This is a genomic window from Bryocella sp. (genome assembly GCF_058498515.1).
In genome coordinates this window covers 56,578-73,466 of the sequence record NZ_JBMHYI010000021.1, presented here as the reverse complement: position 1 = coordinate 73,466, position 16,889 = coordinate 56,578, and the positions used below count along the sequence as shown (strand labels likewise).

The following is a 16,889-nucleotide window of genomic DNA, read 5'->3' as shown; positions in this document are numbered from 1 at the left end:
TCCTGGCCCTGTTCCCCTATCATGGGTTACCGGACTTCATGAGATCCGGATATCGGGAGAGAGCTCCAGTGGAAGAAGACCAGCAGGCACAACCCGGAGAATCCTCGAGAGCTGAAATAGAATCGGGGCCGGCCGTCCGAGTGTTCACGGGGAGCGAAGACGGGTACGACGCGCGAATGCCGACCGTCACGACGGACGAGGAGCCGTCGACCCCGGCTCTGCCCTACCCGGTCGTAGCGTTCGGGGCCTCCGCTGGCGGTCTGCAGGCGATGAAGGAGATCCTGCAGCATCTCTCTCCGACGACAGGGATGGCGTTCGTCCTGCTGAGCCATCTCGCGCCCGAGCAACGGAGCTACCTTGCCGAGATCACGTCTCACCTGACCGCGATGCCGGTTCATCCCATTAGCGATGGGATGACGCCCGAACCAAACCATCTGTACGTGCTGCAGCCCAATCAGATCGCGCGTCTGCAGCAGGGCCGCTTGCGGGTCCAGCCTCGCTCGGAAGACGGCAGGTTTCCGATGCCCATCGATATCTTCTTCCGGTCCCTGGCTGCGGACCAAAAGAGCCACGCCATCGGTGTCGTCCTCTCCGGAGCGGACTCTGACGGCGCACTGGGGCTGAAGACCATCAAAGGCGAAGGCGGATTCGCGCTGGTGCAATCCCCCGAATCGGCGCTCCACAGCAGCATGCCGCGGGTTTCCATCGCTGCGGACCATGTCGACCTCGTCGTCCCTCCGCGTGAACTCGCCCTCGAACTTGGGCGGCTGGCTGCGCAGTTCACTCACCCTCAGGTTCGCCTGTTGGAGCAGCCAGAGGCTCCACTTACAGACGACCAAAGCTTCCTAAGAGTCCTGCAGATCGTCAGGGCAGCCTCCGGCCTTGACCTTCGACAATACAAGCCGGACACGATCCGCAGACGCATCGCCCGCCGCATGGTGCTCCTGCGCATCGAGACGCTCGCCGAGTATGCGCGCTTCCTCCAGCTGCGTTCCGATGAGCTGAAGGTCCTGCAGGAAGACGTCCTCATCAATGTGACGCGCTTCTTCCGCGACACTGCGTTCTGGGAATCGCTGAGCAGGGACATCCTGCCAACGTTCTTCAAAGATCGACCGACCGAGAAGGGGATTCGCGTGTGGTGCGCGGGATGTTCTTCGGGCGAAGAGGTCTACTCTCTTGCCATCGCGATTCTTGAGTACCTCATCGCGAACGGACTCGAGACAACGGTCCAAATCTTCGGCACCGACATCAGCGAGCGAGCGATCGAGATGGCGCGGAACGCCACCTACCCGGAGTCGCTGGCCGCGGACATCAGCCAGGAGCGGCTGCGGAGATTCTTCGCCAAGACCGCTCGCGGCTACCAGGTCTCCAAGCGCTTGCGGGATTGCTGCATCTTTGCGCGTCAGAACCTGGCCAACGATCCGCCGTTCTCCCATATCGACTTTCTGGCCTGCAGAAATGTTCTGATCTACTTCAACGAGTCCCTGCAACGACAGGTGATCGCCACCTTCCATTACGCCCTCGAGCCCGACGGGTACATGCTGCTGGGTCTCTCCGAGACGCTGCGCGATTATGACAGCGGCTTCTCCATCGTCGATCGCAAGCAGAAGATCTACCAGAGGAAGGATGGAGAGGCCGGAGGGACTCCACGCTTCCCTCTTCTGCACAATCTGCTTCCCCTGGGAATGCGACCTGCCGAACACCTGCATCTGGATGAGAGCTGGCCGGAGCTGGAGCTGCAACGCGCTGCCGACCGCATCGTCCTGTCGCGCTTCGGACCGCCGGGCCTGATCGTCGACGACCGGCTCAACGTGCTGCAGGCGCGTGGTCAGACGGCGCCTTACGTGGAGTTTTCCAGCGGCGCCGTCACCCTCAACCTTGGCCGGATCGTGCGTTCCTCGATCAACAAAGAAGTCCTCAACGCCGTGGAACGGGCCATCCGCGAAAACATCCCGGTGTCGCGGTCGGGCAGCATCGGGCCTGAAGACAACCAGCAAGAGATTCAGATCGATGTTCTGCCGATCCCAGGAGCAGGATCCCGCGCACGCTGCTTCATGATTCTCTTTTCCGAACGGGAAGAGAGCCGCTCGGCTCACACCGTCGACCAGCCTCGGCTCCCGGACGTGCCTGAGGAAGAGCGCGACCGCCAGAATCTGCAACTGCGCGAAGACCTGTCCGCGACCCGCTATCATCTGCAGTCGCTGATCGAAGAGCGCGATGCGCGCAACCAGGAGCTCGTCTCCGCGAACGAAGAGATCCAGTCCGCGAACGAAGAGCTGCAAAGCACCAACGAAGAGCTGGAGACCACCAAGGAAGAGCTGCAGAGCGCCAACGAAGAGCTGCAGACGGTCAATGACGAGCTGCAGCAGCGTAATGCCGTGCTCACACAGACCGGCAACGATCTGAGCAATCTGCTGACCAGCGTGAACATCCCGCTGCTCATGCTCACGGATGATTTCACGATCCGGCAATTCACTCCGCCGATGGAGAAGCTCCTCAATGTCCGCTCCACGGATGTCGGCAGACCGATCAGTGAGATCCGGCTCCAGCTCTCCGTTGAGGATGTGCAACCCATCCTTCGCGATGTCCTGGACACGCTCGGAACCCGGGAGCTGGAGGTGCAAGACAAGGCCGGACGATGGCATCTCATGCGCGTCCGTCCCTACCGGACTTCCGACAACAAGATTGAAGGCCTGGTCGTGGTGCTGGTCGATATCGATCAGCTCCGCAACAGCCAGCAGGAGTTGCGCGAGGCACGCGACTTCGCCAGCTCCGTGGTGGAGGGTGTGCCCGTTCCCGTCGTTGTGCTGAAGAAGGACGGCTCCATACGAACCGTCAATACTGCCTTCCGCGCGCTTACGAAGATGCGGGACAAGGAGCTGGTGGACCGCTCATTCCCTGACCTTGTGCAACACCTCTGGGGAGTCGAGCTGGGTCAAAGAATCGATACTCTCCTCGACGGAGAGGCTGGGGCGACGTTCGAGGTGGAACACGTCTCGACCACTTCGGACGACAAGGTCCTCTTCTTTCGAGCTCAGGCGCACGCGACCGATGGCGACCGCGTCATCCTCCTGACGATTGAGGACGTCACGCTCCGCCGCCGCGCTGAGGAGATGCTTTCGCAGCAAAAGGCCGAGCTTGAGGCCGAGGTCGAGAGAACGAACATCACGCTGTCGGCCGCGCAGGAAGAGCTTCGCGATCTCGCGGCGCACCTGTTCTCGGTGCAGGAGTCCGAGAGGCAGCGCGTTGCCCGCGAGCTGCACGACGATGTCGCCCAGCGCCTCAGCCTGATGCAGATCGCGTTCGAGCGGCTCAGAAACACTTCACCCGAAGACGCGCACTTCGAGGAGATGTATCAGGATCTGAAGACGCTCAACGAAGATGTCCGCAAGCTCTCGCACCAGCTTCATCCCTCGATTCTCACCGATCTCGGATTGCCTGCCGCGCTGCGGGAACTGGTCGATGACTTCCGCGAGCACGAGCACATGATCGCAAGCTACATCGGAAACAACATTCCCGAACACATCCCGGCGACCTCAGCCACGGCCGTCTACCGCATCGCCCAGGAGGCGTTGCGCAACGTGAGCAAACATGCCGGCAAAACGCATGTAAAGGTAATGCTGGAAGGTAACGGCCCATGGCTCCAGCTTACGGTGAAGGATCTCGGGACAGGGTTCGACCTGGATGCCGAGATCCCAAGGCGTGGACTTGGGCTTGTGAGTATGAAAGAGAGGGCAAGGATTGTCGGTGGAAGCCTGCAGGTGAGATCATCGCTCGGCGTAGGAACCACGGTTGTGCTGCAAGTGCCGCTGGAGGAACATGCGTAAAGCCAAAGTTCTCATCGCCGACGACCACTCCCTGATGGCGGAAGGTCTGGCAAGTATTCTCGCCTCCGAGTTCGAGATTGTGGGCGTCGTCTCCAATGGGCGGCAGATCCTCGCGGAAACGTCACGGGTAATGCCTGACCTTGTCTGCCTGGATATTGGGATGCCGGGCCTCAATGGGATTCAGGCCGCGTTGGAGCTGCATCGGATGCACCCTAAGTTGAAGATCATCTTCGTCACGCAGCAGATCGGACTCCCGTACCTGCGCGCCGCGTTCCGAGCCGGCGGTGTGGGCTACGTCGCAAAGCAGTCTGCGGGAAGCGAGCTTATGACGGCGATGCGAACCGTGATGAACGGAGGGACATTCATCACACCCCTGCTTGCGGATAAGATCTCGCATGATCCGAAGGAACTGGCCTTCAACCCGGGAGGCGCGTTCACCGACGCACTTACTCCTCGACAGCGAGAGGTACTGCAGTCGATCGCAGAGGGAAGAACCACCAAAGAGATCTCGACGCTGCTGAAGATCTCCCCCAAGACGGTCGAATTCCACAGGAGCTGCGTGATGGACGAGCTCGGCCTGAGAACGACGGCGGAGCTCACACGGTATGCCCTCAGCCATCACCTGATCGCTCATGAGCCGACGCCGAGCGCGGTCCTCGGCGTCGAATAGATCAATGGATAGATCGACGCACGCCGGGGGCTAGGGAATTCCCTAGGTGCGTCTGCGCAGAATTCCAGTTACCTTCGCGGAATGGATAGAGCGCTCTTCTTTCCCTTCCCTGAGATAGGGCTCCATCCATCAAGGGACTATTCCCCTCGCGACCGATCCGGCGAAGGCGAAGGTCAGGAGCAGGGCCATCCCGCGTCGCGTTCCCAGCAACTGACGCCCATGCTTGGACTCCACAGCGCCGATCCAAAGGCATCCCCTCCAGCAGGAGTCAAAGGTCAGATCCTCCTCATTGGCGATGATGAAACCCTGCAAAGTACTCGTGCGGCCATTCTGCAGCGAGACGGTTACTCCGCGATCATCCGCGGAACCAATGCGTATGAGGAGCGCGTGCTGTGGCAAACCGTCGATCTCGTAATCGTCTGCCATTTTGTGGCTCGAAGCACCTTTGAATCGATCCGACAAGGCACCCATGAGCATTCGCCCACATTGAACGTCTTGTATCTCTCCACTCCCGCGGACGGCCATGCCGATGCAAGTGAGCTTCTGGTAACAGGTGCGTTGACGCCACGATCCCTACTGGGAGAGATCGGTCGCCTCATTTCCTCGGGACCAAGTGTCACGTCGCAGCAGTAGAGATGTGGCGCTCGATGTGATCGAGCCACGCAACGCCAAAACCTCCGCACGAGAGCACTCCGGCAGTCATGCCCCGATAGACTTGAACCATGGTCGAAAAAGTACGCTGCCGCTGGGCGCAAAGCGATCCGCTCATGGCGGAATATCACGACAAGGAATGGGGTCGGATCGTTCGCGACCCACGCGAGCTGTGGGAGACTCTGATGCTCGAAGGCTTCCAGGCTGGCCTGTCGTGGCAGATTGTTCTGCGCAAGCGTGAAGGCTTCCGCAAGGCGTTTCATCGATTTGACCCGAAGAAGGTCGCGAAGATGACCGAGCTGGATGTCGAGCGATTGATGCAGGACCCCGGCATTATCCGAGCACGCGCCAAGATCAACGCAACGATTCAAGGCGCGAAGATCTTCGTCGAGATGGAGAAGAGCAGCGAGGACTTTGGCAAATGGGTCTGGTCCTTGCACGGCAAGCCGGTCAAGAACTTCGGCGCTGTCCCCGCAGAGACAGAGAAGTCGGCGGAGATCTCGAAGGCTTTGAAGAAGCGCGGCTTCAAGTTCGTTGGACCGACGATCGTCTACGCGTGGATGCAGGCAGTCGGCATGGTCGACGATCACTCTGCAGACTGCTTCCGCAGAAAGTCGTAACGAGGCCCTTGACGTCTTCATAGACAGCCGGTGGATCGTCGGCCGTCTGCGGGCATTGACGCTGAAGCACAATGCCCGCAGGAAGCGCGGTCTCCGCGGAGGCCGCGCAATCTTCAGGCCGTACGCCACGCGCTTTGCCTTTGCATCGAACCGCGACCTCGCGCCGTGCGTCACCAGCACTCCCCGAAGCGAACTCCCGAAAATCCACTCACCTGCACGACACGACTTAGGACGTGCGTTTTCTCCGTGTCCCTTTCTTCCGCCGCGTCGCGCCTACACGGATAGCACCACATGCAGCGAGACACGGAACCAGGTTGAGCTGCGCCGAATCGCAACTTGCGTTGTCGAGCAGGACGGTCGCGACCCTCTGCTGCATGGGTGCATATCTTGACTCCGTCGCGGGGTTCCCATGCGCGCCCAGACCCGTCGTTCCATCGTTCGACTTGCCATCATCGCCATCGCTTACGTCCTGCCCGCGGTGCTTGGGATCGCTGGGTGCTCTTCCTGTGAGTTCGGCGAAGATCCTCTCCGTCACGCAGGCAAGCCATAGGGACCGTGGAAACAGCTGCTAGCGCGTCCGACATCGCAAAATCCCGCGCCCGCTCACATGAGTACAGCGCTCAACTCACGCAAGGAGGCACCATGCTATTTGGCAATCGTCGTCAACTCGTCTTGCTCATCATCACGTTGCTTGCGGGCGTCGTAAGCAGCCACGCCCAACTGAATCCAAGTCTCACCAAGGCGCCGCCGGCCAAATCGAGGCCCGCGCCGACTTTAGCACCGCTCTCCCCGAGTAACTCTGCCAATGGGACGACGTCAATAACGTGGCGAGCACAGCCGACTCTACCTGGCGCGACGTCAACCGCCGCGGTGACAACGTCCGGTGCTCAGGTTGTTAGATCGATTAGCTTTCTTCAAGGGCAGAAACCGGACGCCGCTCTGCCCAGCCTTCTCAAATCCAAATGTACGGACTGCACGTGGACCGTTGAGCCCTGGCTTGTCCCGGGGATGGCAATCGACCCGGATGGGGCGTTCGTAGGGACGCCCAGCCACGTCGTCAGTTTCCAGGCGACGGTAACCGCATCCCGGCCTCACGGGATAGCCCTCGATCCAAATGATCCCCTGCGAGCACCAGCGAAAGTGACCATTCAGGTGTTGCTGGTCGCATCGCCGACGATCTTGTCCGGCAGTCTCCCCTCTCAGCCAGTGAACGAGGCCTACTATGAGTACCTCACAGTGCATGAGAGCCCGGAGGCTCACTACGTCTGGAACATCGATCCTTCCACGCTTCCCCCGGGCCTCGTCGCGAATGCGAATGGTGTGATCTCCGGAAAGCCCACAACCGCTGGAACCTATCAGATCAGTGCGACCGCAACGGACGATAGCAATCGTTCTCAGACGATGAAGATCGGTGCCGAGATCCTCGATTCTCCAGGATGTAACGCGGCCAAATATACCGATGGAAGTTATTTCAAGGGTTTCGTTCCTCTGTCCCACAAGGTCAACGTTGATCCCTATGGCGCTGGTGTCTACTCCAACATGACCGATTCCGACGTCCAGTGTTTCTACAGCACTGGTGGACCGACTGCAGCAATTACACAAGTCCAGTACATCTATGGATTCGGAAGCGGCGCGAATACTCTTTCTTCGGACCTGGTCTCTTTCCAGCTCTTCGCTCCACTCGGAACACAGATCTCTCTGGGAACCAGCGTGACAGGCTCATCGAGTTCCACGAACGCATCGACCACGACTACATCGATCACGAACGCAGCGAGCAGGGGCGCAGCGACCACAAGCACGCCTTCCGACACTACAACCGCGACAGCACTGCAAACCGTCGAGGCGGGAGGGAACTTCTTTATCCACGTTCTGTATCCCGTCCTGTACGAGAAGACAACCCATGCTAGTCTGGTTGCCGCCCTGGACCCGAAGGTTGGCTTCAACTTCAATGGCTTCGGGCAGCAGGCAACACTTACGCAGGGAACAGAGCAATACTTCAACTTCCCACTCGACGTGAACGCGAGCGTGAATGGGATCGCTAACCTAGGAGGACTGTTCTTTGACTACAGAGGCGGTCTTGAGTCCGTTCCAGGAGGCTTCGCCGAGAACGCCGGCCTCTCTCACCATAACTTCTATCTGAATCAGGTTTCTTTCGGGGTCAAGTTCGCGGGACTGCTTCAAATCGGAGCGCAACGGTTCTTTGGTCCCTCAGCGGCCTTTGACACCACCAGCCCTTCGGGTTTCAATAAATGGCACCTCATCCTTCAGCTAAGTCCGAAGACCTAGAAGCCTCGAGTGAGTCCCGGTCCGCTGCGGACCGGGGCATACCTAGGTCGGCATATCTGCTGTTGCCAAGGCGGCGTCAACCCTCATCGTTCGCGATCGGATTCTTGAACGAGTTTCACTGGGCCGAGAAGTCCTGACGGTAAGAGGTCGGAATCGGCTCGATACGGCGTGACGTCCGCGTGAGTGTACGTGGTGGCATTCGGCTGCAGATCACCGATTAGTCGATTGACCCACGCGTTGATCACGGTGATGCGAAGCGTGTTCGTTCCTGGTCGCAGGGCAGAGTTCACATCGACGCGATACGGCGCGTGCCAGACGATGCCCAGGTCCTGACCGTTCACGCTAACCGAGGCAAGATTTTTCACGTCGCCCAGATCGAGCCACAGATGACAGCCCCGTTCGAACCACTTCTTCTTAGCGTCGATCGTTGTGGTGTACGTGCCGGCACCTGAATAGTACTTCACGCCTGCATTCGAGCTGCTTGACCAGGAGATGAGCGACGGCAATTCTATTGAATCTGGTGCCCCGAGATTTGGCTGGAAAGCGACGGTCCATGGTCCGCTTACGGTAGCGACGTTAGCTGTGAGTTTCGCAGGCACGGAAACCGACGGCACTGTCGTGCGATGGCGGAAGACGATGAACGCCGAGCCCCAGGCCTCGAGTCGTAGCGGAACGGAGGTCCGTTCTCCGACGATGCGATATGAGAGCGCTTCGCTCGTCCCGGTCTCCGAGCGCCATAACTCAGGAGCCTTGCCTGCAACGCGGAAGGTAGCATCCAGGGCCACATCGTGATCGCTGCGATTATCTACAAAATAGATCTCGGCGTCGGGTGTGGTGCGGTGCACGAATTCGACGCGATGATCCGGTTGCGAAAGGTCGTAATCGAAATCGGGAAGGACGTTCAGCGTGCGCAACGCTGTCGAGGCATCAACACCCGCGAAGACCCTGCCCCTGCCAACAGTGTGTGTGCCTGTCCCCTCTCCGAAGAGCTCCGTGGCGAGGCGATCGAACTCGGCGCGGTCATCCGCCAGGCTGGGAGTATCCAGAGGCTTGGGACCCGCAACCATTGCGCCCGATTGGACGAGCGTATAGATCGCGCGCAACACCGGCAGCGACATATGGCGTGAATAGGGATCGAGGATCAGCAAGCGATACCTCATCCCAGACGCGGTCGTGATCTGAGCGCCCGCAGTATGTACCGCGTGAATCAGGCCGTCGGCATTGATGTAGTCGAAGCCATAGCCCGGCGGGATGTTTGGAGCGCTGTCGCGAAAGATCGCTGTGAGGTTGGAATCCTCGCCATAGAAATAGAGGATGTCGGCGACGAATCGTCCCTGCTGCAGCATGTAACTGTTCCGCGCGAGATAGTCGATCCATGGACGCGCCTGCTCGGCCCATGTTTCATTACGATTGAACCATTGCCCGTATTTGCCTAGCGTCAGACCCGGCTTCCAGTTCATGAGCGGCTGATGCGACGACTCATGGATGACGATGCGGTTGATCCCATTGAGAAACTCCTGGTCCGCGGTGGGTTTCAGGGTTGCGGGCGACCAGCCCCAGGGATCGAACTTTGCGGTCATGGATTCCGCCGCCGCGAGGTTCTGGCCATAGATGTGCGCGACCGATGCCGACTCGCGGTCGTCGGCGTTGAAGCGATAGATCTCATCATTCACCCCAAGCGTCTGTGTCCACATCGCTCCCATGGGGACATCGGCGAGTTTCTTCACCTCCATGCCATCGCCAACAAAGGCGCGGCCCGACTCGTGCGATTCGCCGTAGTGAGTCATGTTGCGGCTGGCGAGCGAAGCCTGTACCTGGCCGTAATGCTCGTCTGCGGTGAGATCCGCAATGGTCTTGCGGAGATCCCAGAGAAACTGGTCGCTGGCCTTCGAGTTATCAACTACATAGCCGGCTAACACAGGCAGCCACGGGGTCGGATCGTAGCCGCGGCGCTCACGAAACTGGGCGAGCATGTTATCGGTCCAGTTCTGCGTGCCCGCCTCCCAGCTATCGGTGATGACCGAACGGATACCGCGCTGGCCCATCATGTCCGCTCCAACGGTATCGCGATAGCTATTGAGATAGGCCTCCATGTAGTCCTTGACGTAACGGCGGTCGAGCTTGTCGACCTCAAGGCCAGTGGCTTCCTTCGTCGCAGGATGATTCGTCGTCCCAATTAACGAATAGCCGATGCGGAGGATCGTCCATCGTCCCGCAGGCGCTGACCAGTCGAGCGTGCCATCGGGACGAAGCTTACCCGTCAGGTCGATCACCTCCGACTTCGGGATCGTGCTCGCGGCGTCTGCCTCCATGCTTGCGAAGCCATAGAGGTCCTGGACCGGCCGGAAGCCGGCTTTCGCTTCGAAACGATTTACGCGAGCCCCCGCGTGCAGCGTGAACTCATTCACCGCAATCCTTTCGCCGGAAGGTGCGCGAGAAGCAAATGTGAGACGAAAGAATCGCGCTGTGGCAGGCGCAAAGGACAGCGTCTCTTCTGCAGCACCGTCCAGGTCGGCCGCCGCAATCGTGCGGAAGTTCGAGCCGTCATCACTCGCCTGCAGCTCTGCGCTCATCGGCGCGCCAACCGACGCTGTAATGGATCGGATCGTGACCGGCTCCGCGTAACGAGCCTGGATCCATTGTTTGTCTTTACCTTCCCGGTTCCGAATCGTGAGGGACGTCGCAAGATTCTCGTCCGATAGAACCTTCGCATCCGCGACAGGACCGTCGCTGGTTGCGACTTGCGACGCGGGCATGGGACGCTCGTCACTCGGTGTTCTAAAGGCAATCAGAGCAGCATCAGCGTAGAACTCTGGTTCGTCGATGGCTGGCTTCAGAATCGGTGTGTTCTGAAACTTTCCCGTCACAACTGGAGGATGAGCAATCGTACCTCCGAACGGTTTGCCGCCCTCGATGACCGTCTCACTCCACACGTACTTCTTCATCGCCTGGCGGCCAGTGACCCATGGACCTCCCGTCTCGCTCCACCCTGGGCTTCCCGCGATCGCCATCTCCAGTCCCAGTTGATCGCACAGTGTCGTCGCGTAGCGAAAGGCATCCTTCCACTCCGGCGTCATGTACTCGATGCGATGATCCACAACCTGTGGCGTCGCGAGTGCGGCATCGAAAACCTGTACGCCGCCAAGCCCTTCCCTATGCATCCACTCGAGGTCCGCGCGGATACCTTCCTTCGAGATGTTGCCGTTCATCCAGTGCCACCACACGTAGGGGCGCGCGCTCTGCGGTGGATTCTTGAAGCCATCGAGCAATGGATCCGCTGGACGAGTTCCCACGCCTTGCGCAACAGCCGAGGCACTGAGGAGAGCAAACACGAGGATTTTCATGACCCTCGCATTCTAGTGCCCAGAGGGCTCACATCTCTCGCGAAGAACATTCGTTCCGGTGCGCGGACCGGCGATGCGCGCGAGAGCGTCAGTTGAGATTGGGGTAAGTTCGATACGCCACGATCTCTGAGCTGAAGGTGGTGCCCTTGACCTTCGAGGTCCGTAACAGCATCTCGAAATAGGGGAACTCCTTGACCTTTAGCATCTGCCTGAAGTGCTCCATCTGAGCCTCAGAGGTGATGAACTCCGCCGCCGCACTGGTTGAGTCGGCGTCCAATCCAGCAAGAACCACCACGCGACCGCTCTGGCTGGGGTTCGGGAGATAGGAGACCACGCTATACGCTGTAATTGTGTTAGGAGAATTTGGCGCCACGTACCGAGCCTGCTCTCCCGTGCGAGGGTGGGTGTTCAACACGACCCCGTATCCTCCGGCATAATCAAACTCGACGACGAAGTTCATATGGTCTTCGAGAAGGCGGACCCATGGATTAGCCTTCCGGCCTCCGATGAAGATGACATTGTTGCGCTTCATATCGTCAGCGGAGTAATAGCGGGCGAACGTAAGGTGCGGGGCCGGCATCTTTGGAATCGCCTGTGTCACCTGGTGTGCTGCCTTCATATCTCCGAAGGTGATGAGGTCATGATTCGCAATCTCATCGAGGTCCATCCTGCGATCCGCGCTCACATGCGAGGCATCGACGGTCTTCATGTATTCGCTGCGAAGGTAATCATGTAGTGAGATGGACTGACGCGTGATGTCCTCCACGACACTGGCTGAGCCATCGGGAAGAACGATGTCGACGGGTTGATGATTCTGCGCAAACGAGTTCCAGAAATCTTTCAGCGCAGGTCCGGACGTGGCTGGGAAAGCATTTTCGCGAAGGGTCCGATTCTGTTGCCAGAGGAAGCCGCACCAGAGCAGCAATACGGCGCTCCCAACGGCCCAGACGACGTACTGCCAGCGGACCAGCCGGAAGCCGGAGCTGGCCACCTCGACCGGCGGGTGAGGTGGTGCGGGCACCAGGGGAGCCAACGACGATGGTTCTGGGATCGCGCGATGCCGGAAGACAGGTTTGTATCCTCCGCGAGGAATCTCCAGGACCAGCGTTTCGCGAGAGCCTTCCTCCGCAAAGTATTGCTCGATGCGGCGGCGTAGTTCGGTCGCATTCACACGAACAATGTTGTCCTGGCTCCGGTTGTAGAAGGCAGGCCGGCCGAAGACCTTCTCGCCGATCTCCTGCTCATTCAGTTCCGCATGCGGATCGCGGAGAGATTCCGCGGCAACAAAGATCAGAAAGTCGCGAAGTCGAGCCGACCTTCGAAACGGGGAACTCCCAACGATCCTCTGCACGAGCGCCCGTTGCTCCTCCTGGCCGGGGGACGCAGTGGGTTGGAGCTCCGGTGCCTCAATCGTCGCCTTCATGGATCACGCCAGGGAATCGTCCGGTGCAGAGTCTAGCACGGGTTGTGAATCGTTGGCGAGTGCGGCAGGCCCAAGCATGGAGCAGCAATATCCGGACTTCTAACCGTTAAGACTTGCTCCCTGATCCACCAAAATCTCGGGCTTCTGCCCCTGAGGCAAGACGTCACATTGCGGGCAAAGCGAGTCAGTTGGTCTTGAGTCGCCACCCTCCTTGTCGGAGCCGACTCTTCACCATCATGCCTTCCGGTAAATTAACTTGCTGCACGCGAACCGTCACAGCGAGGATTGGGCCGCTTTAGGGACCCATTAGCCAAACGAATTGGGGAAATCGACAGGATGGGCTCAACGCCTCCGTCCCCATCGGGCTAAGTCACGCTTCGGAGGATCACGTGCGCAATCGTCAATCGAACGACAATCTATTCAAGAATGCCCTGAAAGCCAAAGGCTCACTCTGGGCGCTCGCCCTGCTATCCGCTCTGCTCACGGTATTGCCAGCATCGGCACAACGGTATCTGGGAAGCATCCAAGGCGAGGTGAGCGATCCCTCAGGAGCAAAGATCCCCGCCGCCACAGTCGTCGTCGAGGAGACCTCTACCCACTTCAAGACGACCGACACTTCCGGTGCCGCGGGAACCTACAGCGTTTCGTCCCTGAATCCGGGCACATACACGGTCACCATCAAAGCCCCCGGCTTTAAGACTGAGACAAAAACCGGAGTCATCCTGACCGCGGGTCAATTGCAGGAGGTTGACTTCCGGCTCGCACCTGGTGCCCAGGCGGAGACCATTCAGGTGACGGCCGAAAATACTCTGCTCGATACTGGCTCCGCCAACATCGCCACCACACTGAGTACCCAGGAGGTGACCGACCTGCCCAACGAGGGGAGAAATCCTTATGTGCAGGAGGCTTTGGCTCCCGGCATGATTCCGAGCACAGGCAATTACTTTCAGGCAAAGTCGAGCCAATATACCAACCCGTACAGCGGCTTCGCCGTGGCCGTCACCGTAGATGGGATCAGCGGCCACAACAGGCTGACGCTCGACGGGATACCCAACGACGCGGCCGAACGTTTCTCAGGAGCAAGCTACACCAACTTCGTACCTTCACCGGAAGCCGTGCAGGAGACCAAGGTGGAAAATGGCATGTTCGACGCCCAGATCGGCCATGGCGATGGAACCGTGACCAACGTCGTCGTTCGCAATGGGACGAATCGCCTTCACGGCTCCGCCTATTATGTCTTCCAGGATACTTACCTGAATGCTAACACCTACGAAAAGGCCGGACTCGGCCAGCCACGCAATAACGACCAGGTGAGCCAAACCGGTCTTGTGATCGATGGGCCCGTCGTGCTGCCGAAGATCTACAACGGGCGCGACAAGACGTTCTTCATGTTTTCTTTCGAACGCTATGCCACGCATACCCCGCAAAATTACAGCACACGCGTGCCAACAGCTGCGGAGTTGAATGGTGATTTCTCCGGCCTTTGCTCGGCGTTCAATGGCAATGGACTGTGCACCTCGGGAGTTCAGCTCTACGTTCCTAATTCTCCGCTGGATGCCAATGGAAACCGCACCCAGTATTTCCCCAATAACAATATCGCTGCGGCGCTGAATGCCACCGGCAAGGCCTTTGCTTTGTATCTCCCAAGCCCTAACGTGACGAACGCTACGGCGCTGACCAACCCCAACTACATCTCCACCCAAACCACGTATCCGAGCACATACCCTTCCTTCATCGGGCGTTTCGACCATGCCTTTGGACAGAAAAACAAGATCAACATCATTGGGTTCCGTTCGGGGTTGACCCAGAGCTACCCGCTGGAAGGCTTCCCCAAAGGCATCGGCCCTACCAATAGCTCAACGGGCTATGGTTATAGCGTTCATCGGAACAACCGCGGCGGCAGTATTGACGATGTGCAGCAGTTCTCCTCAACGATGGTGTTGGACTCGCGCTTTGGAGTGGATTATCACCCCTTCGGCCTGGTGTATCCCGGTAACTCCGGGTTCAGCCTGAGCAGCCTGAACATGACGACGACAGGCCTTCCCTATAACACGTTCCCCGGCGAATACATGAACAGCGACGGGTATGCGGGTCTGGCGCCCGGCGCAGGGGGCCAGGTCAGTACGGATGCCCTCATGTCACTCGACGAAATCCTGAGCAAGGTCTGGGGTAGGCACTCCGTCCGCTTCGGATTTGAGGGCAATTTTACGCGGTACAACGTGCAGAATCCGCAGAGCGGCTTCGGCGTCAACTCCCAGAGCGGCGCCGGCTTTGTCTTCGACCGAAGCTTTACACAGCAGAATGTTAATGTCCCGGTTGGCTCGGAAGCCAACTCGGGGGATCCCCTGGCGTCGATGCTGCTGGGATATTTCACCACTGCTAACTACAACATCAGCATCGCGTATGCCATGCAACAAATCTACATGGCGCCTTATGTGCAGGACGATTGGCGCGTGAGCAATAAGCTCACGCTCAATCTAGGCGGCCGCTGGGACTATGAATCTCCATTTACCGAGCGGTATAACCGCATGATCTCGAACTTCTGCACGACCTGCACGAGCCCGCTGCAAGCCTCGGTGCCAGGTATGGCCCTCAAGGGAGGATTGCAGTTCGTCAATCCCGCCGATCGCTTCCCCTATCCTCGTGATCTACACAATTGGCAGCCGCGCGTGGGAGGCGCCTACCAGGTCTATCCCGGTACCGTTGTCCGTGCGGGTTTTGGGATCATGTTCTTCAACACGCTGGAGACGCCGTTCTCCTCCGGCTACAGCCAGTCGACGAGCTACACCTATGCGCCCAGTGCACCGTCGAACGGAACGCCCATCAACACCATGACTAATCCGTTCCCGACTGGCGTAACGTTGCCCTCCGGGAACACACTCGGTCTGGGAACCGCTCTGGGGCAGAACGTAAACTACAACGATCAGAGCCACGTGCAGCCGAGGACAGCGGACTATACCCTCAACGTCCAGCAGCAGCTCCCTGGCGATCTCGCCCTGCAGATCGGATATGTGGGTGCGAGACCGACGAGACTCGATGTCAATCACAATATCAACTTCCTGCCAGCCCAGTACTACAACCAGGGAAGCGCTGAGGTAACCTATCTCAACAACAAAGTCCCGAACCCCCTGGCTGGCTCGATTCCTGGCAATGCCACGCTGAATGCCACGACCATTCAGCAGTATCTACTTTTGCAACCGTACCCGGAATTCGGCTCGGTCACCGAGAATTACTCCTCCATCGGCACGGCACCTTACAACGCTCTGCAGATCCAGGTGAGTAAGCCGATGAAGCATCACTTCTCGCTGCAAGCGAACTTCACCTGGGATAAGGTGATGCTGCACACCGGCTATCTGAATCCGTTCGACACGAAGCTCGAATCCGTCCAGGACGCCAACTCCACAGTACTGGCCAACGTCTTCGGATCATGGCAACTGCCAAAGTTCGAGGCCCGGCCTCTTTGGATGCGGGAGTCTCTGGGCGGCTGGCAACTCAACGGTGTCTTCCGCGCCGCCAATGGCGGGCTTATCTCGGCGCCCAGCAACGTCAACATCATTGGACCGGTCAACCAGCCTAACCGGACTTATGCCCGCTTCTTCAACACCTGCTACGAAAACGTCAGCGGCCAGCTGGTGCAATCGACTCCGTCTGCTCCTGCCTGCGACTCTCTCTCGCCGGTACCCGCGTACCAGCAGCGGCTCTCTTATACGTCGCAAGCCAACAGCACGGTCATCGATGTCCGCGCGAGAATTCACCCGCTGATGGACGCTTCCCTCTTCAAAAAGTTCGCGATCACGGAATCCAGTAGCTTGGAAATCCGTGGCGAGTTCTTCAACGTCCTCAACACGCCGAACTTTGGAGGCCCGGGCACCAGCATAGGCAGCTCCACCTTCGGCGTGGTGACCTTGACTCAAGCCAACGATCCCCGAGTAGGTCAACTTACTGTCCGCCTCAACTTCTAGCCTGCTGCGTGTCCAATGGGCTCCGCCCGGAGCCCATTGGCCCGCAGATGCGGAAGTCCATCGCGGCGGCGCGCACTCTACGAGAACAAGCCCTCAGAAGGTTGCG

The 16,889-nt window shown here is 59.0% G+C and carries 8 protein-coding genes; 6 read left to right on the top strand and 2 right to left on the bottom strand.

The features are described from left to right. Nucleotides 1–176: 176 nt before the first annotated feature. The 5 genes from AC5E6W_RS06295 (at nucleotide 177) to AC5E6W_RS06275 (ending at nucleotide 8,054) form a co-directional block, all read left to right on the top strand. The gene (locus tag AC5E6W_RS06295; protein WP_491751413.1) at nucleotides 177–3,827 is read left to right on the top strand and encodes a CheR family methyltransferase; all 3,651 of its coding nucleotides are present in this window, start codon (nucleotides 177–179) and stop codon (nucleotides 3,825–3,827) included. Next, nucleotides 3,820–4,497: a response regulator gene (locus AC5E6W_RS06290; protein WP_491751412.1), complete on the top strand. Its 678-nt coding sequence runs from the start codon at nucleotides 3,820–3,822 to the stop codon at nucleotides 4,495–4,497. The genes AC5E6W_RS06295 and AC5E6W_RS06290 overlap by 8 nt, the downstream gene beginning before the upstream one ends. A 219-nt stretch (nucleotides 4,498–4,716) precedes the next feature. After that, on the top strand, nucleotides 4,717–5,130 hold the full coding sequence (locus tag AC5E6W_RS06285) for a hypothetical protein (protein WP_491751411.1): 414 nt from the start codon (nucleotides 4,717–4,719) through the stop codon (nucleotides 5,128–5,130). 89 nt (nucleotides 5,131–5,219) lie between these two features. Next, nucleotides 5,220–5,768 (top strand): DNA-3-methyladenine glycosylase I, encoded by a 549-nt coding sequence (locus AC5E6W_RS06280; RefSeq protein ID WP_491751410.1) that lies wholly within the window; start codon nucleotides 5,220–5,222, stop codon nucleotides 5,766–5,768. Between the two features lie 1,008 nt (nucleotides 5,769–6,776). Then, nucleotides 6,777–8,054 (top strand): hypothetical protein, encoded by a 1,278-nt coding sequence (locus AC5E6W_RS06275; RefSeq protein WP_491751409.1) that lies wholly within the window; start codon nucleotides 6,777–6,779, stop codon nucleotides 8,052–8,054. Nucleotides 8,055–8,137: 83 nt separating this feature from the next. Here the strand turns inward: AC5E6W_RS06275 and AC5E6W_RS06270 are convergent, their stop codons facing one another. Continuing rightward, nucleotides 8,138–11,398: a glycosyl hydrolase gene (locus tag AC5E6W_RS06270; RefSeq protein WP_491751408.1), complete on the bottom strand. Its 3,261-nt coding sequence runs from the start codon at nucleotides 11,396–11,398 to the stop codon at nucleotides 8,138–8,140. 88 nt (nucleotides 11,399–11,486) lie between these two features. After that, complete coding sequence (locus tag AC5E6W_RS06265) at nucleotides 11,487–12,821, bottom strand: hypothetical protein (protein ID WP_491751407.1); 1,335 nt, start codon at nucleotides 12,819–12,821, stop codon at nucleotides 11,487–11,489. A gap of 389 nt (nucleotides 12,822–13,210) precedes the next feature. On the opposite strand from AC5E6W_RS06265, the gene AC5E6W_RS06260 reads away from it, so the two are divergent. Next, nucleotides 13,211–16,783, top strand: coding sequence for an outer membrane beta-barrel protein (locus AC5E6W_RS06260; RefSeq protein WP_491751406.1), 3,573 nt, complete (start codon nucleotides 13,211–13,213; stop codon nucleotides 16,781–16,783). Nucleotides 16,784–16,889: the final 106 nt, after the last annotated feature.

Coding starts and splice junctions, on each gene's coding strand:
- AC5E6W_RS06265 (WP_491751407.1), bottom strand. CDS start 12,821: ATGAAGGCGACGATTGAGGCACCGGAGCTCCAACCCACTGCGTCCCCC.
- AC5E6W_RS06270 (WP_491751408.1), bottom strand. CDS start 11,398: ATGAAAATCCTCGTGTTTGCTCTCCTCAGTGCCTCGGCTGTTGCGCAA.
- AC5E6W_RS06275 (WP_491751409.1), top strand. CDS start 6,777: ATGGCAATCGACCCGGATGGGGCGTTCGTAGGGACGCCCAGCCACGTC.
- AC5E6W_RS06280 (WP_491751410.1), top strand. CDS start 5,220: ATGGTCGAAAAAGTACGCTGCCGCTGGGCGCAAAGCGATCCGCTCATG.
- AC5E6W_RS06295 (WP_491751413.1), top strand. CDS start 177: ATGCCGACCGTCACGACGGACGAGGAGCCGTCGACCCCGGCTCTGCCC.
- AC5E6W_RS06290 (WP_491751412.1), top strand. CDS start 3,820: ATGCGTAAAGCCAAAGTTCTCATCGCCGACGACCACTCCCTGATGGCG.
- AC5E6W_RS06285 (WP_491751411.1), top strand. CDS start 4,717: ATGCTTGGACTCCACAGCGCCGATCCAAAGGCATCCCCTCCAGCAGGA.